Source organism: Pseudomonas oryzihabitans (assembly GCF_024652905.1).
GTDB classification, from domain to species: Bacteria; Pseudomonadota; Gammaproteobacteria; order Pseudomonadales; family Pseudomonadaceae; genus Chryseomonas; species Chryseomonas benzopyrenica.
In genome coordinates, this window is the sequence record NZ_CP102428.1 from 2,856,544 (window position 1) to 2,875,134 (window position 18,591).

The following is an 18,591-nucleotide window of genomic DNA, read 5'->3' on the forward strand; positions in this document are numbered from 1 at the left end:
GGTCATTAGGGCTGTACCGCCCCATTTGTGACGTAATAGACAAAAATTCTTGTAACAGTTTCGTCTCTATCGAGTTGTCGCTTCGCTTCCTTGGCTATTTGCCACTCGGCGGTCGAAAGCCGCCCCTCAACGGTCTTCGGATAGCTCTAGCATGCACGACTTATTGATTCGCAATGCCTTGGTGCTGGACGGCCACGACCGTCCGGGCAGGCCGCTCGATGTCGCTATCGCAGCCGGACGTATCCAGAAGCTGGGCGACCTGGCCACTGAACCAGCCCGAGAGGTCCGCGACGGCAGCGGCCTGGTGCTGGCGCCTGGCTTCATCGACGTTCACACCCATGACGACACCATGGTCATCCGCCGCCCCGAGCAGTTGCCCAAGCTCAGCCAGGGAGTCACTACCGTGGTGGTGGGCAACTGCGGCATCAGCGCCGCCCCGGTGCGGCTACGTGGCGAGCCGCCGGACCCGCTGAATCTGCTCGGCCCGGCCATGGCCTTCGTCTATCCCACCTTCGCCGCCTACCGCACCGCCGTGGAACGGGCGCAGCCCGGCGTCAACGTGGCTGCCCTGGTCGGCCACACGGCGTTGCGCAGCAACCACCTGGACGATCTCCAGCGTGCCGCCACTCCGGCCGAAATCGCCGCCATGCGCCTTGAATTGCGTGAAAGCCTGGCGGCTGGCGCCCTGGGGCTCTCCAGCGGGCTGGCCTATGCCTCCGCCGTAGGGGCGCCGACCTCAGAAGTAGCCGAATTGGCCGCGGAGCTGGACGCCGTGGGCGGACTCTATGCCACTCACCTGCGCAGCGAATTCGCCGCGGTGCACGAGGCCTTGGACGAAGCCCTGGACATCGGCCGCCAGGCCCGGGCACCGGTGGTGGTCTCCCACTTCAAGTGCGCCGGGGTGGACAACTGGGGCCGTGCGCCGGAACTGCTGGGCGCCCTGGCCGAGGCCGCGCAGACCCAACGGGTCGGCTGCGACTGCTATCCCTATGCCGCCAGCTCCTCCACCCTGGATCTCAAGCAAGTCACCGACCGGCACCGCATCACCATCACCTGGTCCACCCCGCATCCCGAGTGCGGCGGCCGCGACCTGGCCGCCATCGCCGCCGACTGGGGCCTGGACCTGCAGGAAGCCGCCCGTCGCCTGCAACCAGCGGGTGCCGTCTACTACGGCATGAGCGAGGCCGATGTGCGGCTGATCCTGGCCCATCCGCTGAGCATGATCGGCTCCGACGGCCTGCCCGAGGATCCCTTCCCCCATCCGCGCCTCTGGGGCGCCTTCCCGCGGGTGCTCGGCCATTTCAGCCGTGACCTCGGTCTCTTCCCCCTGCACACCGCCGTGCACAAGATGACCGGCCTGTCCGCCGCGCGCTTCGGCCTCAAGGATCGCGGCCTGATCGAACCAGGCGCCCATGCCGACCTGGTGCTGTTCGATCCTGCCCGTATTCGCGATGTGGCCGATTTCAGCGAGCCACAGCGCCCCGCCGAAGGCATCCACGCCGTCTGGGTGAATGGCCGTCTGGCCTATGCGCCGGGCCAAAGCATCGACGAGCGCCATGGCCGCTTCCTGCCCCGTGCCGGGGACCTGCGGCAAACCTTCCCACGCGGCTGATCGAACGCTACCGGGTAACGTCCCGACCTGGTGCGCCGCCGTTACCTTCCGCCACTTCCCGGTGCCACCCAAGGCACCGGGAGCCGCTTCTTTGCCCGTCGTTCAAGCCAAGCCATTGATTTGCAAAGCCGTCGAAAAAGCTGGCACAGTCGCTGCAATCTATTCCGTTGTTACGAACCTACTTCCGCTATAACGGAAACGGAGAGACGCTATGACAGGCAAGACGAAGGGGTGGAAAGCGCTGGGGCTGCTGATTGGTCTGGTCGCCATGACCGGCGCCCAGGCGGCCAAGCTGGATGACGTGCTCAAGCGCGGCCATCTGGTGGTGGGTACCGGCAGCACCAACGCTCCCTGGCACTTCCAAGGCGCCGACGGCAAGTTGCAGGGCTTCGATATCGATATCTCCAAGGTCATCGCCAAGGGCCTGTTCAACGATCCAGAAAAGGTCGAGTTCGTCGTGCAGGGCTCGGATGCGCGCATCCCCAACCTGCTCACCGACAAGGTCGACATCAGCTGCCAGTTCATCACCGTGACCGCCAGCCGCGCTCAGCAGGTGGCCTTCACCCTGCCCTACTACCGTGAAGGCGTGGCCCTGCTCCTGCCGGCCAACAGCCGCTATCAGCAGATCGACGACCTCAAGGCGGCCAAGGGCGACCTGACCGTGGCCGTGCTGCAGAACGTCTATGCCGAGGAACTGGTGCACCAGGCACTGCCCGGCGCCAAGGTCGACCAGTACGACAGCGTCGACCTGCTCTACCAGGCCCTGGGTACGGGCCGTGCCGACGCCGTGGCCACCGACCAGTCCTCGGTCAAGTACCTGATGACCCAGAATCCCGGTCGCTACCGCTCGCCCGACTATGCCTGGAGCCCCCAGACCTACGCCTGCGCGGTCAAGCGCGGCGACCAGGACTGGCTGAACTTCGTCAACACCGCCCTGCACGAGGCCATGACCGGTGTGGAATTCCCCACCTACCAGGCCTCCTTCAAGAAGTGGTTCGGCGTCGAGTTGCCGTCCCCGGCGATCGGCTTCCCCGTCGAGTTCAAGTGATCCTGGCCCCGGCGCGGCCTGTCCGCGCCCTCTAGGTAGACGTCGAGCATGAACTACACCCTCAACTTCGCCCCCGTGTGGCAGAACCTGGACCACCTGCTGGCCGGGCTCGCCCTTGGCCTGCAGTTGGCCCTGGTCGGCATCGCCATCGGCTGCCTGATCGGCCTGGCCACCGCCTTCGCCCTGCTCTCGCCGGTGCGGGCACTGCGCTGGCTGGCGGCGGGCTACGTCACCCTGGTGCGCAACACCCCAATCCTGGTGCTGATCCTGTTGCTGTACTTCGCCCTGCCCAGCGTCGGTATCCGCCTGGACAAGCTCAGCTCCTTTCTCATCACCCTGGCGCTCTATGCCGGCGCCTACCTGGCCGAGGTGTTTCGCGGCGGCCTCATGGCCATTCCCAAGGGCCAGCGCGAGGCGGGCCTGGCCATCGGCCTGCGCGAATGGCAGATCAAGGCCTACGTCATCATTCCGGTGATGCTGCGCAACGTCCTGCCATCGCTTTCCAACAGCTTCATCTCCTTGTTCAAGGACACCTCCCTGGCGGCGGCCATCGCCGTGCCGGAGCTGACCTACCAGGCACGCAAGATCAACCTGGAAAGCTACCGGGTCATCGAGACCTGGCTGGTGACCAGCCTCCTCTACATCCTCACCTGCTACGTCATCGCCCTGCTGCTGCGCCAGCTGGAACGGCGGCTTAGCCTGACCCGCTAGGAGCCGTATCGTGTACGAAGCCCCCTCCTGGTTCCTGGAATTGTGGAACGCCCGCCAGACCCTGGCCGCCGGTTTCGCCACCACCCTGGCCTGCTCGGTACTGGCGGTGCTCGGCGGCACCCTGCTGGGTACCCTCGGCGGCCTGGCGCTGACCTATGGCCGCTGGCCGCTGCGCCTGCCGTTCCGCCTCTACTCCGACCTGATCCGCGGCACCCCGGTGTTCGTGCTGGTGCTGGCCTGCTACTACATGGCGCCGGCGCTGGGCCTGCGACCCACGCCCTTCCAGGCCGGCACCGCGGCGCTGCTGCTGTTCTGCGGCTCCCACGTGGCGGAGATCGTCCGCGGCGCCCTGCAGGCCATTCCCCGTGGCCAGCACGAGGCGGCCAAAGCCATCGGCCTGACCTTCGCCCAGAGTCTCAAGGAGGTGCTCCTGCCCCAGGCGCTGCGCCAGATCCTGCCGACCTGGGTCAACGCCTCCACCGAAATCGTCAAGGCCTCCACCCTGCTCTCGGTGATCGGCGTGGCCGAGTTGCTGCTGAGCAGCCAGCAGGTCATCGCCCGCACCTTCATGACCCTGCAGTTCTATCTGTTCGCCGGGCTGCTGTTCTTTCTCATCAACTTCGCCATCGAGCGGCTCGGCCGCTACCTGGAAAAACGGGTGACCCTGCCATGACCGACCTCAACGCTCCCCTGCTCAGCATCGACGGCCTGCACAAGAGCTTTGGCACCGTGGAGGTGCTCAAGGGCATCGATCTCAGCCTCTACCGTGGCGACGTGGTGACCCTGATCGGCTCCAGTGGCTCGGGCAAGACTACCCTGCTGCGCTGCGTCAACCTGCTGGAAGACTTCCAGGGTGGCAGCATCCAGCTGGCCGGCGAGGCCATCGGCTACCGCGAAGACGGCGGCCGCCGCCAGCGCCTGCCGGAGCGCGAGGTCGCCCGCCAGCGTTCGCTCACCGGGATGGCCTTCCAGCAGTTCAATCTGTTTCCCCACCTCACCGCCCTGGAAAACGTCACCCTTGGCCTGCGCAAGGTCAAGAAGCTGGGCAAGGACGAAGCCATAGCCATCGGCGAGCAGTGGCTGCGCCGGGTCGGACTGATCGAGCGCCGCGATTACCATCCCGGCCAGCTCTCCGGCGGTCAGCAGCAGCGCGTGGCCATCGCCCGCGCCATCGCCATGAATCCCAGTCTGATGCTGTTCGACGAACCCACCTCGGCGCTGGACCCGGAGCTGGTCGGCGAGGTGCTGGCGGTGATCAAGGACCTGGCCCAGGATGGCATGACCATGCTGCTGGTGACCCACGAGATGAGATTCGCCCACGAGGTGTCGGATCGCATCGTCTTCATGAGCCAGGGTCGCATCGAAGAGCAGGGTCCGCCCCGCGAACTCTTCGAGCGGCCGCGCTCCACCCGTCTCGCCGATTTCCTCGGCCGGACCTCTTTTTGAATCCCATCCCCGCTACAGGAGCACCCTTATGAGCATCATCCGTTACGGCGCCGGCGAACGAGGCGCAGGTGGCCAACCCCTGCCCTTCGCCCGCGCGGTGGAAGCCGATGGCTGGCTGCACGTCTCTGGCCAGGTGGCCATGGAGAATGGCGAGATCATCGACGGCGGCATCGTCGCCCAGACCCACAAGACCATGCAGAATCTGATCGCCATCCTCAATGAAGCCGGCTACGGTCTGGAGCACGTGGTGCGCGCTGGCGTCTGGCTGGACGATCCGCGTGACTTCTGGAGCTTCAACAAGGTGTTCGCCGAATACTTCGCCGGCAACGCGCCGGCGCGCGCCTGCGTGCAGTCCTCCATGATGGTGGACTGCAAGGTCGAGATCGACTGCATCGCCTACAAACCCAAGGCCTGAGACAAATCGCACAGATGACCGAACCTACCCGCCAGAGAGCCCGCGGCCTGGACCGCGCCTTCGACATCCTCGATCACCTCAAGCGGGTGGGTCGGCCGCTGCGCCCCAACGAGATCGCCGCAGGCCTGGGCATTCCCAAGTCCACCGTCTACGACTTGGTCGGCCTCTTGCTGGAGCGGCACATGCTCGATGCCGTGGGCCGCGACGGCCAGGTCTACCTGGGCCGCGAGCTGTACTTTCTCGGTCAGGCGCACCTGCGCCACTTCGACCTGGCCCGCGAGGCCGGGCTGCTGCTGGACGACATCGTCGCCCAGACCCGCGAGACCGCCCAGCTGTGCCAGCTCAACGGCCGCAAGTACACCGTCTCGCTGATGAAGGAAGGCGCTCGCGCCTTTCGCATCTCCTCCAACGTCGGCGAGGACGCGCCCATTCCCTGGACCGCCTCCGGCCGGTTGCTGCTCGGTCACCTGAGCGATGCCGAGATCCTCGCCCTGATCGATCCGGACGACTTCATCCTGCCCGACGGCAGCCGCCTGCCCCCGGCGACCTTTATCGCCGAGATCCGCAGCGCCTGCGCCGAAGGCTTCTTTTCCTTCGACAGCATCGCCGACACCTATACCCATTGTTTCGCCGCTCCGGTGCAGGATGCCAGCGGCCTGAACATCGCCACCCTGTGCATCGTCGCGCCCCGCGCCGATGCACAGGCCCACCATGCCGAGTACCGCCAGGTGCTGGTCGACAGCGCTCGCCGCCTGTCCCAGCGCCTGGGCGGCCAGGAGAATCCATGACCGCTCTACATGCCCCCGAGAAAGGCGCCGCCAGTCCTGGTGCCAGCCTGCTCAGCGACATCGCCCTGCCCGCCCTGGTCATCCACCAGGACGCACTCGACCACAACATCGCCTGGATGCAGGCCTTCGCCAGCGAGCGCGGTGCCGAGCTGGCGCCCCACGGCAAGACCAGCATGGCGCCGGCGCTGTTCCAGCGACAACTGGCCGCGGGCGCCTGGGGCATGACCCTGGCCACCACGGTGCAGACTCGCGCCGCCCAGGCCCACGGCGTGCGTCGGGTACTGATGGCCAATCAGCTGGTGGGAGCGCCGAACATGGCGCTGATCGCCGAACTGCTCACCGCCGATCCAGACTTCGACTTCCATTGCCTGGTGGATCATCCCGACCAGGTCAGCGCTCTGGGTGCATTCTTTGGCGCACGCGGCCTGGCGCTGCAGGTGATGATCGAATACGGCGTGCCTGGTGGGCGTTGCGGTTGCCGCAGCGAAGCCGAGGTGCGTGAACTGGCCCGCGCCATCGCCGGACAACCGGCGCTGCGGCTGACCGGCATCGAAGGTTACGAGGGCGTGATTCACGGCGCCGAGGCAGTGACCGACATCCGCGCCTTCGCCGATTCCCTGGTGCGTTTGGCCGAGGAGTTGCGTGGCCAGGGAGCCTTCGCCCTCGACCGGCCCGTCGTCACCGCTTCGGGCTCGGCCTGGTACGACCTGATCGCCTCTGCCTTCGACCAGTTGGAAGTGCGCGAGCGCTTTCTCGCCGTCATGCGTCCCGGCAGCTATGTGGTCCATGACCACGGGATCTATTGCGATGCCCAGTGTGGCGTCCTGGCCCGCACCGGTCTCGACGAGGGCCTGCAACCGGCGCTGGAAGTCTGGGCCCACGTGCAATCCATGCCCGAACCCGGTTTCGCCATCCTCGCCCTGGGCAAGCGCGACATTGCCCACGATGCCGGCCTGCCACTGCCACTACGCCGCTATCGACCGGGTCAGGCCGCCAGCGAAGCCGTCGATGTCAGCGACTGTACCGTCACCGCCATCATGGACCAGCACGCCTTCATGGTCGTGGCCCCGGGGACCGCGCTGGCCATCGGCGACATCATCGCCCTGGGTACTTCCCATCCCTGCCTGACCTTCGACAAGTGGCGCCAGGGCTGCATCGTCGACGAGGGGCTGCAGGTGGTCGAGACCTTCGCGACCTGCTTCTGAGGCGCTAGGGACGCAGCTCGCCCTCTTCCTCGCCATCCCAGTAGCGGATGCGCTCGGCATGCACCTTGATGAGGATCATGCCGGGCGTGTCGGTACCCTGGGGAAACCAGCGATTCAGATTCTTGGTCCAGTGGGCCTCGAACTGCGCCTTGTCACGGATCAGTTCGGCGCGGCCCTCGATGCCGATGAAGATACCGGGCTTGCCCAGCAGGCTCTTGCCCTCGCTGAAGCTAAGGCCCACCGCCGGATCCTGTTCGATGTCGCGGATCTTGGCCGAGTCGTCATAGGCGTAGAACCAGGAATCGCCGTCGTACTCGACGTCGCCGTTGTTGCTCATCGGCCGGCTGGTCAGGCGTCCGGTGCCGGTGGTCAGCATGCAGAAATCCAGATCGCTCATCGCTTTGGACAGGTCGTGCAGGGTCTTGTCGGCCATGGGTATCGCTCCGGTAGGGGGCAGGCAGTGCCCGTCTGAATTCAGACCCGGAGCTGCTGCCGCTTGGTTCCGACGCGCAGCCGCCGACCCGGCTTTTCAGACAGACTGCGCTGCCGACTTCAGGTCCCCCTGGGCTTGGCCCGCGCCGTCGGTTCGGCGATCAGCGGATCGTCCGGCCAGTAGTGCTTGGGATAGCGACCCTTGAGATCCTTCTTCACCTCGCCATAGGTATTGGCCCAGAAGCTGGCTAAGTCTTGGGTGACTTGCACCGGACGCCGCGCCGGGGAAAGCAGGTGCAGCTTGACCGCCAGGCGCCCACCGGCGACGCGCGGGGTATCGGCCAGGCCGAACAGCTCCTGCAACCGCACCGCCAGCACCGGCGGGTGCTCACTGTAGTCCAGGCGGATGTTGGAGCCGGAGGGTACCGCCAGGGTACGCGGGGCCAGCTCGTCCAGCTGCCGCGGCAGCGGCCAGGGCAGTAGCCCCTGGAGCATGTCTGCCAGATCCAGATTGGCGAAGTGGGCCAGGCGGGTGACGCGGTCCAGGTAGGGCAGCAGCCAGTCTTCCAGGTTGGCCAGCAGGGCCGCGTCGCTGACGTCCGGCCAGTCGCTCGCCTGCTTCTGCTGCAGATCCAGCTGGCGCAGCAAGGTCAGCCGCGCCTGCCACTGGCGTAACTCCGGTGTCCAGGGCAGCAACTCCAGGCCCTTGCGCCGCACCAATCCCAACAGCGCGCGGCTGCGGGCCGCGGCGTCCAGGTTCTTCAGCGGTTCGCGACTCAGCACCAGCTGGCCGACCCGTCGCTGGCGCTCGGCGCGCAGGACGCCTTCGCGCTCGTCCCAGTCCAATTCATCGTGGCTCACGACCTGCTCGGCCAGCGGCCCCTCGAACAATGCCGGATCCAGTTCGGCGGCCAGGTAGATGCGCTCCTCGCGCTGCCCCTGGCGACTGCCCAGGTCGGCCACCACCAGCCAGGGCGATTTCATCAGCCCGTCTGGCTCGCCAAAGCTGGCGGCCCGACCATTGGCCAGGCGATAGTCCTGGCCGCCGGCCTTGCGCTGCTGGGCGATGCGATCCGGATAGGCGCAGGCCAGCAGGGCGCCGGTCCAGCGCGGGTGCTCGGGATCGTCCACTGGCCGCTCGGCCTGGCCACGCAGCAGGCCACGGTACTGACGGACCAGCTGGCGAATGCGCGCCACCCCGCCGCGCGGGCCGCGCCCCTCACCGGCCAGGAGCAGCAGACGGGTATGCAGGTCGGCGCCCTGCCCCGGGGCCAGGTCGCGCTCGCCCAGCAGCGCAGCGATCGCGCAGGCGCGCTCGGCCAGGCCCCAGGCCTGACCACGCAACAGTAGGTGCGCGAGTCGGGGATGGGCCGGTAGGCCGCTCATGGCCTGCCCGTGGCTGGTGAGCACACCCTGAGCGTCCAGGGCACCCAGGCGCATCAGCAGGTCGCGGGCCTGGGCCAGGGCGGCGGCGGGCGGCGCATCGAGCCAGGCCAGCTCCTCGGCGCTCATGCCCCAGCGCGCCAGTTGCAGGGCCAGCCCGGCCAGATCGGCCTGGAGGATCTCGGCGTTGTCGTAGGCCGGCAACTGCTGGTGCAGCTCTTCCGACCAGAGGCGATAGCAGACGCCCGGCTCCAGGCGACCGGCGCGGCCCTGGCGCTGGGTGGCCGAGGCGCGGGAGATACGGCGGGTGGTCAGGCGGGTCATGCCGCTGCCGGGATCGAAGGCCGGCACCCGCGCCAGGCCCGCGTCCACCACCACCCGCACCCCTTCGATGGTCAGGCTGGTCTCGGCGATATTGGTGGCCAGCACCACCTTGCGGCTGCCGGCCGGCGCCGGCTCGATGGCGGCGCGCTGGGCCGCCAGCTCCAGCTCGCCATGCAGCGGACAGAGCAACACCCCGGCAGGCAGCTGCTCCGTCAGGCGCTCGGCGGTGCGCCGGATCTCCGCCTGCCCGGGCAGGAATACCAGCAGGCTGCCAGTTTCCTCGTCCAATGCCTGCAACACTGTGGCGGCCACCCGCGCTTCCAGGCGCTCGTCCTGGCCGAGCGGTCGACTCCAGCGGGTCGTGACCGGAAACATCCGGCCTTCGCTGCGCACCACCGGCGCCTCGCCGAGCAAGGCAGCGAGACGCTCGCCTTCCAGGGTGGCGGACATCACCAGCACCTTGAGCGGCGTATCGCGCAGCAGTTCGCGCCCGCTCAGGGTCAGCGCCAGGGCCAGATCGGCGTCCAGGCTGCGCTCGTGGAATTCATCGAAGATCACCAGGCCGACACCGTCCAGCGCCGGATCGTCCTGCAGCCGGCGGGTAAGGATGCCCTCGGTGACCACCTCGATGCGGGTGCGCGGACCTACCCGGCTCTCCAGGCGGATGCGATAGCCCACCGTCTCGCCGACGCCTTCGCCCAGCTCCGCGGCCAGGCGCTCGGCCGCGGCGCGCGCTGCCAGCCGGCGCGGCTCCAGCAGCAGGATGCGCTGACCGGCCAGCCAGGGTTCGTCCAGCAGCGCCAGGGGCACCCGGGTGGTCTTGCCGGCGCCGGGCGGCGCTTCCAGCACGCAGTCATCGCGGTGGGCGAGGGCCTGGCGCAGCTCGGGCAGGACAACATCGATGGGCAAGGGCGTCATGGGGCTCGGCCGGTGGTCTCAACGGGGCGGGCAGTATAAAGCGTCTCGCCCGCCGTGATTCCGGCCGCTATAGTGGCGTCCTCATCCAACCGGAGGTTGTCTATGTCGATGCGTACCCGCGCGGTGTGTGGCGTCCTCGCCGCCGCCCTGTTCACCCAGCTGACCGCTTGCGGCTCGCTGTTCTATCCCGAGCGCCGCGGCCAGATCACCGGCAGTGGCCGGATCGATCCGGGCATCGTCGCCCTCGATGCCATCGGCCTGCTGTTCTACATCATTCCCGGCCTGATCGCCTTTGGCGTGGACTTCGCCACCGGCGCCATCTACCTGCCCGACAACAAGCGCGCCGAGGTCGATCCGAGCGAGCTGAACAAGGCGGTGAACCCGGACGGCAGCGTTGATCGCGCGCGCCTCAAGGCCATCATCCAGCAGGCTACCGGTCACAACCTGCCGCTGGACGATCCGCGCCTGCTGCAGCGCAGCGGCAGCAACGAGCAGCTCGCCAGCCTGGGTCTCGCGCCGCGCGCCTGATGAGCGACCCACACCGCACCGAGCGGCTCCTGCGTCGCGCCACCGCCGCCTCGGTAGCGGTGGCGACGACGCTGATCCTGGCCAAGGCCGTGGCCTGGTGGTTCAGCGGCTCGGTCAGTCTGCTCGCCGGCCTGACCGATTCGCTGCTCGATGGCCTGGCCTCGGTGTTCAACCTGCTGGCGGTGCACTACGCCCTCAAGCCCGCGGACGACGACCACCGCTACGGTCATGGCAAGGCCGAATCCCTGGCCGGCATCGCCCAGGCGGTGTTCATCGGCGTCAGCGCCGTACTCATCGCCTGGCAGGCCATCGGTCGCCTGCAGCAACCCGAGCCCCTTGGCGCCCATGCCCTGGGTATCGTCGTCACCCTGTTTTCCCTGGTCCTGACCGCCGTGCTGGTGGCCTACCAGCAACACGTCATCCGTCTCACCGATTCCACGGTGGTCCGCGCCGACGCTCTGCACTATCGCTCCGACCTGCTGCTCAACGTCGGCATCCTGATCGCCCTGGCGCTGACCGGCTTCGGCTGGTACTGGCTGGATCCGCTGTTCGGCCTGGCCATCGCCCTCTACATCCTCTGGAGCGCCTATGGCATCGCCCGTGACTCCTTCGGCGTGCTGATGGACCAGGAACTGCCCGCCGACATCAGCGAGCACATGCTGCAGCTGGCCTGCCAGGTACCCGGTGTGATCGGTGCCCATGACTTGCGTACCCGTCTCTCCGGCAATCACTGGTTCGTGCAACTGCACCTGGAGCTGCCGGGGCAGATGAGCCTGTCCCGCGCTCATGTGCTGTGCGACGAAGTGGAAGCGGCCATCCGCGCCGAGTACCCCCAGGCCGAGGTGCTGGTCCACGCCGATCCGCTGGATGCGCCCGACGTGCCCCATCGTCATCCGCTGCCGCCCGCCACCTGAGCGGAACCCGGCACCGTTGCGCTCCCTCGAATCTGCATAGCCTGATTTGAGAGCGTCCCAGACGGCGCCGGAGCCCACCATGAAAACCCTGCACCCGGTCGCGCGCCTCGCCGACCTGCGCGAAGACCGTGGCACCGCGGTCAAGATCGAAGACATCGAAATCCTGCTACTGCGCGTCGGCGACCAGGTGCGGGCCTTCCAGGCCCACTGTCCCCATGCCGGTGCCCCGCTGGCCGAGGGCGCCGTCTGCCAGGGGCGGCTGGTCTGTCCCTGGCACAAGGCGAGCTTTGCCGTCGACGATGGCAGCCTATGCGAACCGCCGGCGCTGGACGCCCTGCAGCGCTATCCGGTGGAGGTGCGCGATGGTGAGGTGCTGGTCGGTACCCAGCCACTGCCCTCACAAGCGGCCGAAACCCAAAGTGACGAGCGCCTGCTCGTCGTCGTTGGCGCCGGCGCCGCAGGCACGGCCGCCGCCGCTGCCCTGCGTGAGTTCGGCTTTGGCGGTCGCCTCTTGCTGGTCGGCCAGGAACCGGGCGAGCCCTATGATCGGACCGCCCTGTCCAAATTCGTCCTCCAGGGCGACAAGGCCCCCGACGAAGCGCCGCCGCTGCGCGAGGCCGACTTCTTCCGTCAGCAGCACATCGAACGCCTGCACGCCGAGGTGACTCGCCTGGATCCCCAGACCCGCCAGCTGGAACTCGCCAACGGCCAGACCCTGACCTACGACGGCTGTGTTCTCGCCACCGGTGGTGAACCCAGGCCGCTTGACGTTCCCGGCGCCGACCTCAAGGGCATCCAACTGTTGCGGACCCGCGCTGACGCGGCCGCCATCCTGGCCGACTTGCCCGCCGAGGGCCGCGCGGTGATCGTCGGTGCCAGCTTCATCGGCCTGGAAGCCGCCTCCGCCTTGCGCAAGCAGGGCCTGGCGGTGGACGTGGTCTCCCCCGCCTCCCTACCCTTCGTCAAGCAGATGGGCGAGACCCTGGGCCAGCACTTCAAGACCCTGCACGAGGCCAATGGCGTCATCTTCCACGCGCCCAGCGAGGTGATCGGCTTCGAAGGCGAGGGTCAGGTCCGCCAGGTCAGGCTCAAGGACGGTACCCGCCTACCCGCCGACCTAGTACTGGTGGGTACCGGTATCGCCCCGGCGACTGCCTTCCTCGTCAACCTGCCCCTGGCCGACGACGGCAGCGTCCCGGTCGACGGCCAGCTCAGGGCCGCCGAGGGTCTCTACGCCGTCGGCGATCTGGCCACCTTCCCCTATGCCGGCCGGCCGACCCGGATCGAGCACTGGCGCCTGGCTCAGCAGCACGGCCGCCTGGCAGCACGTAATCTGCTCGGCGAGGCCGAGGCCTATGCCGACGTCCCCTTCTTCTGGACCCTGCACCACGGCAAGCGTTACGAATACCTCGGCCACCCCCGCCAGTGGGATGACATGCACCTCGACGGCAGCCTGGGTGATCAGACCTTCGTCGCCCTGTTGCTGGCCGAGGATCTGGTAGTGGGTGTAGTCGCCTGCCAACGAGAGCGTGCCACCGCCATCCTGTCCCAGCGTCTGCGCCAGCCGCTGGGACGCGCCGAGGCCCTGGACATCGTCCAGGCCAACTGAGGAGCTGCCATGGCCAATCCCTATCGCATCGGCCTGATCGCCGACACCCATGGTCTGCTTCGGCCGCAGGCTCTGGAGGCCCTGGCCGGCAGCGATTTCATCCTGCACGCTGGCGACATCGGCAAGCCGGAGATCCTCGACGCCCTGCGCGAGCTGGCACCTCTGGCCGTGGTCCGGGGCAACAACGACGACGTGCCCTGGGCCGATGACATCCCCGAGCGCGTCACTCTGACTTTGGCCGGGGTCAACGTCCATATGCTGCACATCCTGCCGGAGCTCGACCTGGAGACCGCCGGCGCCGCAGTGCGCGTGGTGGTCAGCGGGCACTCGCACAAGCCGCTGATCGAAACGCGTGATGGCGTACTCTACGTCAACCCCGGCAGCGCCGGCCCACGGCGCTTTCGGTTGCCAATCAGCGTCGGCCGCCTGACCCTGGACGCCGGCCAGATCCAGGCCGAGATCCTGGAACTCACTTCCTGAAGGAACCCCGATGAGCATCGACTACTACTCCTACGAACCCGCCCAGGGCCATGGCCTGCCCCACGATCCCTTCAACGCCATCGTCGCGCCGCGCCCCATTGGCTGGATCTCTTCGCAAAGCGAAGCCGGCATCCTCAACCTGGCGCCCTACAGCTTCTTCAACGCCTTCAACTACAAGCCGCCGCTGATCGGCTTTTCCAGCCAGGGCTACAAGGACAGCGTGGCCAATATCGAGCGCACCGGTGAATTCGTCTGGAATCTGGCCACCCGCGAACTGGCCGAGGAGATGAACGCCAGCAGCGCCATGGTCGGGCCGGAGGTGGACGAATTCGCCCTGGCCGGCCTCGAGCCCGCACCCTCCACCCTCGTCAAGGTGCCACGGGTCGCTCGGGCCCAGGTGGCCTTCGAATGCAAGTTGAGCCAGATCGTACGGCTCAAGACCGCTGCCGGTGACGACCTGGACCAATGGCTGGTACTGGGCGAGGTGGTCGCCGCCCATATCGACAAGCGCCTGCTCAAGGATGGCATCTACCAGACCGCGGCCGCTCGTCCCATCGTGCGGGGCGGTGGCCCGGCCGACTATTTCGAGATCACCGAGGCCGCGCTGTTCCGCATGCGCCGTCCGGACTGACCGGCTCGCTCCGGAATGCAAAACGGCGCCCTTGGGCGCCGTTGTTGTTCTCGCGAGGGCTAATTCGCCGCACTGACGCGGAAATTCAGGCGCGGGAAATGCACCTGGATGGCCCCCAGCTGCTCATCGTGGCGACGGATCACCAGGGCTTCGCTATCGGCATGGACCAGCTCACCCACCACGGGATCCACGCCATAGTCGGTCGCCGCCACGCTCACTCGCTCGCCCCAGGCAAAGCCCTCCACGGCCAGCGCCTGGTCACGCGGCAAGGCCACCGGCTCCGCCGTCCTGGCGATCTCCAGCGCCTCGGCGGCACCGAGATCCTCGTGGGTACCGTGGCCGAAACCCAGCACTCGGGCGAACCAGGCGGCGATCTCGGGGCGCTCGTCGATCAAGGGCGCCAGCTGCGGCGTGCTCTTGAGGAACCAGAAATTGTGAGCCAGGGCGATGTCGGCCACCGAGGGCGCGCCGAAGAGGAATTCACCGGAGGCACGCTGGAGCTGGATCTCCAACCGGGTCAGCAGGGTCGGCAACTGCTGCCGGGCCTGCTCGGGGCTGAGGCGGTTCAGGCTGCCGCCGCTGAACAGCGCCTTGCGGTCATCCAGAAAGGCCTGGGCCTGCTCCGGCGGCAGGCTGGCCAGGCGCGGCCCCATGATCTCCGGCTGGAACATCAGCGCCACGGCGTGCTGGAACAGCACCGAGTCCGCCCAGCCGGCAAAGGCGGCCACGACCGCCTCCTGGCCTTCCGGGAACAACGCCGGCACGGCCTTTTCCGCCTCCAGGCGGCGAGCGATCAGGGCCGTGTCGCAATAGACGTCCGCGCCCACCTGCAGCACCGGCGTCCTGCGATATCCACCGGTGAGGGTCACCAACTCGGGCTTGGGCAGCATCCGCGGAATGATCACCGAACGCCAGGCCAGCCCCTTGAAGCCCAGCAGCAGGCGCGCCTTCTCGGCGAAGGGCGATTGCCAGTAGTGATGCAGAATCAGCTCGGACATGACAGCACTCCTGAATCAGCCTCGGACAGGGTGCCGGACAGGGCCAGCACCAGGGATTCCTTGGCTCGTTTGGGTAGCTTCTTGATCTGGATTTCGCGGCGCAGGGCGGCCGACTTGTCGCCGCAGGCTTCCACATAGACCAGCGCCTGGGCCGGGCTGGAGGCGAAGAAGCGGGCACCGCGGCCACTGCGGTGCTGGGCAAAACGGCGCTCGGGATCATCGCTGATGCCGCAATAGAGCGCCTGATTCTCGGCACGCACTAGGTAGACATACCAGGTGCGCGCGGGTGGCAGGGGGACGTCGCTCACCGTCAGGCGAACCACTCCCGGGCGGTACGCCAGACGCACACGCCGACGAAGTAGATGCCGCTGGCGAACCAGAGCACCATCAGCCACAGCGGCTTGTCGGGATGCACGAACACCATCATGGCACTGCTGAGCAGCCAGATGGAGGTCACGGTGATGTTCACCGCCATCAGCTGGCGCACGCGGAAGGGATGCAGGAACTTGACCCGGGTCAGAGTCAGAGCGGCCAGTACCAGCACCACCGCCATGCTGAACCAGGGCGCCAGGTCCAGCACGTAGAAATACAGCGCCACCACGTTCCAGGCCGCGGGAAAACCGACGAAATAGTTGTCGGCGCTCTTCATGTTCACATTGCAGAAACAGAACAGCGACGACAATAGGATGATGCCCACCGCCACCAGCTCGAAGTGCGGCGGCAAGGGGACGAAGCGATAGATGAAGATGGCTGGAATGAACACGTAGGTCAGGTAGTCGACCACCAGGTCCAGCGCCGAACCGTCGAAGTGGGGCAGTACCCGCTTGACCTCGAACTTGCGCGCCAGGGTGCCGTCGAGCCCGTCGACGAGCAGGGCGATGCCGAGCCACATCAGGCAACCCTTGGGTTGACCGTCGACCAAAGCGAGCAGCGCCAGAAGCGCGAGGATCACACCACTGGAGGTCACCGCATGGGCGCCCCAGGCCTTGGCTTTTGTCAGCATGAGCGGATGGGAAATGGAGTTCACGGGCGTCTCTCTATGATGACGGCTTCGACTGCCCGGCGCACCGCTCGTTCTAGCGATGCGCTGCGAAATCGACAATGAAGCCGGTGAACGGCAAGGCGGACCTTGACCGCCGACCCCGGAAACCGGGCGCCAAACATCGAGGATACCGCGCCTTGAGGTCCTTTGCCCGCCTTCCCGCCGAACGCCCGTGATTGGGTTCGCAGGTAGACCGGGGCGGATGGGTGTCCACCCCGGTCGCGTCTCAGTGCAGGATCTGCCCGAGGAACAGGCGCGTACGCTCATTCTGCGGGTTGTCGAAGAACTGGTCCGGAGCGGCCTGCTCGACGATTTCACCCTTGTCCATGAAGATCACCCGGTTGGCCACAGTGCGGGCAAAGCCCATCTCGTGAGTCACGCAGAGCATGGTCATGCCGTCCTGGGCCAGACCGATCATGGTGTCCAGCACCTCCTTCACCATCTCCGGGTCGAGCGCCGAGGTCGGCTCATCGAACAGCATGATGCGCGGCTGCATGCACAGCGCCCGGGCGATGGCCACGCGCTGCTGCTGGCCACCGGACAGCTGGCCCGGAAACTTGTGGGCCTGCTCGGGAATGCGCACCCGCTGCAGGTAGTGCATGGCGATCTCTTCGGCCTGCTTCTTCGGCAGCTTGCGCACCCACATGGGCGCCAGGGTGCAGTTCTGCAGCACGGTCAGGTGCGGGAAGAGGTTGAAGTGCTGGAAAACCATGCCGACTTCGCTGCGAATGGTCTCGATCTGCTTGAGATCGTTGGTCAGCTCGGTGCCGTCGACGATGATCTGGCCCTTCTGGTGCTCTTCCAGGCGATTGATGCAGCGGATGGTGGTGGACTTGCCCGAGCCGGACGGTCCGCACAGCACGATGCGCTCGCCCTGGGTGACGGTCAGGTTGATGTCCTTGAGCACGTGGAACTGGCCGTACCACTTGTTCACGTCCTTGAGCTGGATCATGACCTTGCTGCTGTCGACCGGCTGCTTGTTGCTTACGTTCATCTGTTGACTCCTAACGCTTGTGGCCGGTGTTCAGCTTGCGCTCCAGACGGGCGGAGTAGCTGGACATGGCGAAACAGAAAATCCAGAAGACCAGGGCGGCGAACACATAGCCTTCGGTGGACAGACCAGGCCAGGCCGGGTCGGAGGTGGCGCGCTTGATGCTGTTGAGCAGGTCGAACAGGCCGATGATGACCACCAGGCTCGAATCCTTGAACAGCGCGATGAAGGTGTTGACGATGCCTGGGATCACCAGCTTGAGCGCCTGCGGCAGGATCACCAGGCCGGTGGTCCGCCAGTAGCCCAGCCCCATGGCCGCAGCGGCTTCGTACTGGCCCTTGGGAATGGCCTGCATGCCACCCCGCACCACCTCGGCGATATAGGCCGCCTCGAAGATGATCACCATGACGATGGCGCGCAACAGCTTGTCGAGGTTCATGCCATCGGGCAGGAACAGCGGCAGCATCACCGACGACAGGAACAGCACCGTGATCAACGGGATACCCCGCCAGAACTCGATCATGGTCACGCAGATGACCTTGATCGCCGGCAGCTTGGAGCGCCGTCCCAGGGCCAGCAGAATGCCCAGCGGCAAGGCGCCGACGATACCCACGGCGGCGATCACCACGGTCAGCATCAGGCCGCCCCACTCGGTGGTGGGCACCACGCGCAGACCGAAACCGCCATACAGCAGCCAGAAGGCCACCAGCGGATAGATCACCAGCAGGGCCAGACCGTAACGGGCCTTGTGCTTGAAACTGTCGAGGAACAGCGGGATGGCGCCGATCACGGCGATCACCACGGTCAGATCCACACGCCAGCGCTGATCGCCGGGGTAGAAGCCGTACATGAACTGCCCGAAGCGCTCCTTGATGAACACCCAGCAGGCGCCACCCGGGGCGCAATCGGCACGGGTGCTGCCGCTCCAGGTGGCATTGATGAAGGCCCAGTTCACCACCGGCGGCACGATCAGCCAGACGAGGTAGAGACCGAACAGCGTCAGCAGGGTATTGCCGATGCTGGAAAACAGATTGCCTCGAATCCAGGCCAGGGCACCGACGCTGGAAGGCGGCGGCGGCAGGTCCGGTTTGAAGGTATGGGTCTGGTTACTCATAC

General features: G+C 66.9%; 20 protein-coding genes. 13 read left to right on the forward strand and 7 right to left on the reverse strand.

The window, feature by feature from the left end; all coding sequences use genetic code 11:
- Positions 1–151: 151 nt before the first annotated feature.
- The 8 genes from NRG74_RS13220 (at position 152) to NRG74_RS13255 (ending at position 7,225) form a co-directional block, all read left to right on the forward strand.
- Entirely contained in the window at positions 152–1,612 is a 1,461-nt protein-coding gene (locus NRG74_RS13220; protein WP_257704365.1) for an N-acyl-D-amino-acid deacylase family protein, read from the forward strand.
- A gap of 268 nt (positions 1,613–1,880) precedes the next feature.
- Positions 1,881–2,660 (forward strand): transporter substrate-binding domain-containing protein, encoded by a 780-nt coding sequence (locus tag NRG74_RS13225; RefSeq protein WP_223855486.1) that lies wholly within the window; start codon positions 1,881–1,883, stop codon positions 2,658–2,660.
- Positions 2,661–2,708: 48 nt separating this feature from the next.
- Entirely contained in the window at positions 2,709–3,371 is a 663-nt protein-coding gene (locus tag NRG74_RS13230) for an amino acid ABC transporter permease (protein ID WP_064307400.1), read from the forward strand.
- A 10-nt stretch (positions 3,372–3,381) separates the two neighbouring features.
- Complete coding sequence (locus tag NRG74_RS13235; RefSeq protein ID WP_160924018.1) at positions 3,382–4,044, forward strand: amino acid ABC transporter permease; 663 nt, start codon at positions 3,382–3,384, stop codon at positions 4,042–4,044.
- Positions 4,041–4,817, forward strand: a complete 777-nt coding sequence (locus NRG74_RS13240; RefSeq protein WP_257704369.1) for an amino acid ABC transporter ATP-binding protein — start codon at positions 4,041–4,043, stop codon at positions 4,815–4,817. The genes NRG74_RS13235 and NRG74_RS13240 overlap by 4 nt, the downstream gene beginning before the upstream one ends.
- Before the next feature lie 28 nt (positions 4,818–4,845).
- Positions 4,846–5,232, forward strand: a complete 387-nt coding sequence (locus NRG74_RS13245) for a RidA family protein (protein ID WP_059313667.1) — start codon at positions 4,846–4,848, stop codon at positions 5,230–5,232.
- Positions 5,233–5,246: 14 nt separating this feature from the next.
- A complete protein-coding gene (locus NRG74_RS13250; RefSeq protein WP_068382996.1) occupies positions 5,247–6,020 on the forward strand; it encodes an IclR family transcriptional regulator in 774 nt (257 codons plus the stop codon).
- A complete protein-coding gene (locus NRG74_RS13255) occupies positions 6,017–7,225 on the forward strand; it encodes an amino acid deaminase (RefSeq protein ID WP_257704372.1) in 1,209 nt (402 codons plus the stop codon). The genes NRG74_RS13250 and NRG74_RS13255 overlap by 4 nt, the downstream gene beginning before the upstream one ends.
- Positions 7,226–7,229: 4 nt before the next feature.
- Here NRG74_RS13255 and NRG74_RS13260 read toward each other — a convergent pair whose 3' ends face one another.
- Positions 7,230–7,658 (reverse strand): pyridoxamine 5'-phosphate oxidase family protein, encoded by a 429-nt coding sequence (locus NRG74_RS13260; protein WP_068382992.1) that lies wholly within the window; start codon positions 7,656–7,658, stop codon positions 7,230–7,232.
- 119 nt (positions 7,659–7,777) lie between these two features.
- Positions 7,778–10,282 (reverse strand): ATP-dependent helicase HrpB, encoded by a 2,505-nt coding sequence (gene hrpB / locus NRG74_RS13265; RefSeq protein ID WP_257704376.1) that lies wholly within the window; start codon positions 10,280–10,282, stop codon positions 7,778–7,780.
- 102 nt (positions 10,283–10,384) lie between these two features.
- Between hrpB and NRG74_RS13270 the strand changes: the two genes are divergently transcribed.
- From NRG74_RS13270 to NRG74_RS13290, 5 genes are all read left to right on the forward strand, one after another.
- On the forward strand, positions 10,385–10,810 hold the full coding sequence (locus NRG74_RS13270) for a hypothetical protein (RefSeq protein WP_017639149.1): 426 nt from the start codon (positions 10,385–10,387) through the stop codon (positions 10,808–10,810).
- The gene (locus tag NRG74_RS13275) at positions 10,810–11,724 is read left to right on the forward strand and encodes a cation diffusion facilitator family transporter (RefSeq protein WP_184292183.1); all 915 of its coding nucleotides are present in this window, start codon (positions 10,810–10,812) and stop codon (positions 11,722–11,724) included. Before NRG74_RS13270 ends, NRG74_RS13275 begins: the two co-directional genes overlap by 1 nt.
- Before the next feature lie 79 nt (positions 11,725–11,803).
- On the forward strand, positions 11,804–13,333 hold the full coding sequence (locus tag NRG74_RS13280) for an apoptosis inducing factor family protein (protein WP_257704383.1): 1,530 nt from the start codon (positions 11,804–11,806) through the stop codon (positions 13,331–13,333).
- Between the two features lie 9 nt (positions 13,334–13,342).
- Positions 13,343–13,813: a metallophosphoesterase family protein gene (locus tag NRG74_RS13285; protein ID WP_257704385.1), complete on the forward strand. Its 471-nt coding sequence runs from the start codon at positions 13,343–13,345 to the stop codon at positions 13,811–13,813.
- 10 nt (positions 13,814–13,823) lie between these two features.
- Positions 13,824–14,444: a flavin reductase family protein gene (locus NRG74_RS13290; protein WP_257704387.1), complete on the forward strand. Its 621-nt coding sequence runs from the start codon at positions 13,824–13,826 to the stop codon at positions 14,442–14,444.
- A 59-nt stretch (positions 14,445–14,503) separates the two neighbouring features.
- On the opposite strand, the gene NRG74_RS13295 is transcribed toward NRG74_RS13290, so the two are convergent.
- The 5 genes from NRG74_RS13295 to NRG74_RS13315 all read right to left on the reverse strand — a co-directional run bounded on the left by NRG74_RS13295 (position 14,504) and on the right by NRG74_RS13315 (position 18,589).
- A complete protein-coding gene (locus NRG74_RS13295; protein ID WP_257704389.1) occupies positions 14,504–15,442 on the reverse strand; it encodes a glutathione S-transferase family protein in 939 nt (312 codons plus the stop codon).
- Complete coding sequence (locus NRG74_RS13300; RefSeq protein WP_184292161.1) at positions 15,430–15,750, reverse strand: GIY-YIG nuclease family protein; 321 nt, start codon at positions 15,748–15,750, stop codon at positions 15,430–15,432. The genes NRG74_RS13295 and NRG74_RS13300 overlap by 13 nt, the downstream gene beginning before the upstream one ends.
- A gap of 2 nt (positions 15,751–15,752) precedes the next feature.
- Positions 15,753–16,445, reverse strand: coding sequence for a phosphatidylcholine synthase (gene pcsA, locus NRG74_RS13305; protein WP_085982652.1), 693 nt, complete (start codon positions 16,443–16,445; stop codon positions 15,753–15,755).
- Between the two features lie 265 nt (positions 16,446–16,710).
- Complete coding sequence (locus NRG74_RS13310) at positions 16,711–17,478, reverse strand: amino acid ABC transporter ATP-binding protein (protein WP_017639134.1); 768 nt, start codon at positions 17,476–17,478, stop codon at positions 16,711–16,713.
- Between the two features lie 10 nt (positions 17,479–17,488).
- A complete protein-coding gene (locus NRG74_RS13315) occupies positions 17,489–18,589 on the reverse strand; it encodes an amino acid ABC transporter permease (RefSeq protein ID WP_257704393.1) in 1,101 nt (366 codons plus the stop codon).
- Between the last annotated feature and the right edge of the window lie 2 nt (positions 18,590–18,591).

Excerpts from the sequence above, each read along its gene's own strand:
- NRG74_RS13220 (WP_257704365.1), top strand. The coding sequence starts at position 152 with ATGCACGACTTATTGATTCGCAATGCCTTGGTGCTGGACGGCCACGAC.
- NRG74_RS13225 (WP_223855486.1), top strand. The coding sequence starts at position 1,881 with ATGACCGGCGCCCAGGCGGCCAAGCTGGATGACGTGCTCAAGCGCGGC.
- NRG74_RS13230 (WP_064307400.1), top strand. The coding sequence starts at position 2,709 with ATGAACTACACCCTCAACTTCGCCCCCGTGTGGCAGAACCTGGACCAC.
- NRG74_RS13240 (WP_257704369.1), top strand. The coding sequence starts at position 4,041 with ATGACCGACCTCAACGCTCCCCTGCTCAGCATCGACGGCCTGCACAAG.
- NRG74_RS13245 (WP_059313667.1), top strand. The coding sequence starts at position 4,846 with ATGAGCATCATCCGTTACGGCGCCGGCGAACGAGGCGCAGGTGGCCAA.
- NRG74_RS13250 (WP_068382996.1), top strand. The coding sequence starts at position 5,247 with ATGACCGAACCTACCCGCCAGAGAGCCCGCGGCCTGGACCGCGCCTTC.
- NRG74_RS13255 (WP_257704372.1), top strand. The coding sequence starts at position 6,017 with ATGACCGCTCTACATGCCCCCGAGAAAGGCGCCGCCAGTCCTGGTGCC.
- NRG74_RS13260 (WP_068382992.1), bottom strand. The coding sequence starts at position 7,658 with ATGGCCGACAAGACCCTGCACGACCTGTCCAAAGCGATGAGCGATCTG.
- hrpB (WP_257704376.1), bottom strand. The coding sequence starts at position 10,282 with ATGACGCCCTTGCCCATCGATGTTGTCCTGCCCGAGCTGCGCCAGGCC.
- NRG74_RS13270 (WP_017639149.1), top strand. The coding sequence starts at position 10,385 with ATGTCGATGCGTACCCGCGCGGTGTGTGGCGTCCTCGCCGCCGCCCTG.
- NRG74_RS13275 (WP_184292183.1), top strand. The coding sequence starts at position 10,810 with ATGAGCGACCCACACCGCACCGAGCGGCTCCTGCGTCGCGCCACCGCC.
- NRG74_RS13280 (WP_257704383.1), top strand. The coding sequence starts at position 11,804 with ATGAAAACCCTGCACCCGGTCGCGCGCCTCGCCGACCTGCGCGAAGAC.
- NRG74_RS13285 (WP_257704385.1), top strand. The coding sequence starts at position 13,343 with ATGGCCAATCCCTATCGCATCGGCCTGATCGCCGACACCCATGGTCTG.
- NRG74_RS13290 (WP_257704387.1), top strand. The coding sequence starts at position 13,824 with ATGAGCATCGACTACTACTCCTACGAACCCGCCCAGGGCCATGGCCTG.
- NRG74_RS13295 (WP_257704389.1), bottom strand. The coding sequence starts at position 15,442 with ATGTCCGAGCTGATTCTGCATCACTACTGGCAATCGCCCTTCGCCGAG.
- pcsA (WP_085982652.1), bottom strand. The coding sequence starts at position 16,445 with ATGCTGACAAAAGCCAAGGCCTGGGGCGCCCATGCGGTGACCTCCAGT.
- NRG74_RS13310 (WP_017639134.1), bottom strand. The coding sequence starts at position 17,478 with ATGAACGTAAGCAACAAGCAGCCGGTCGACAGCAGCAAGGTCATGATC.
- NRG74_RS13315 (WP_257704393.1), bottom strand. The coding sequence starts at position 18,589 with ATGAGTAACCAGACCCATACCTTCAAACCGGACCTGCCGCCGCCGCCT.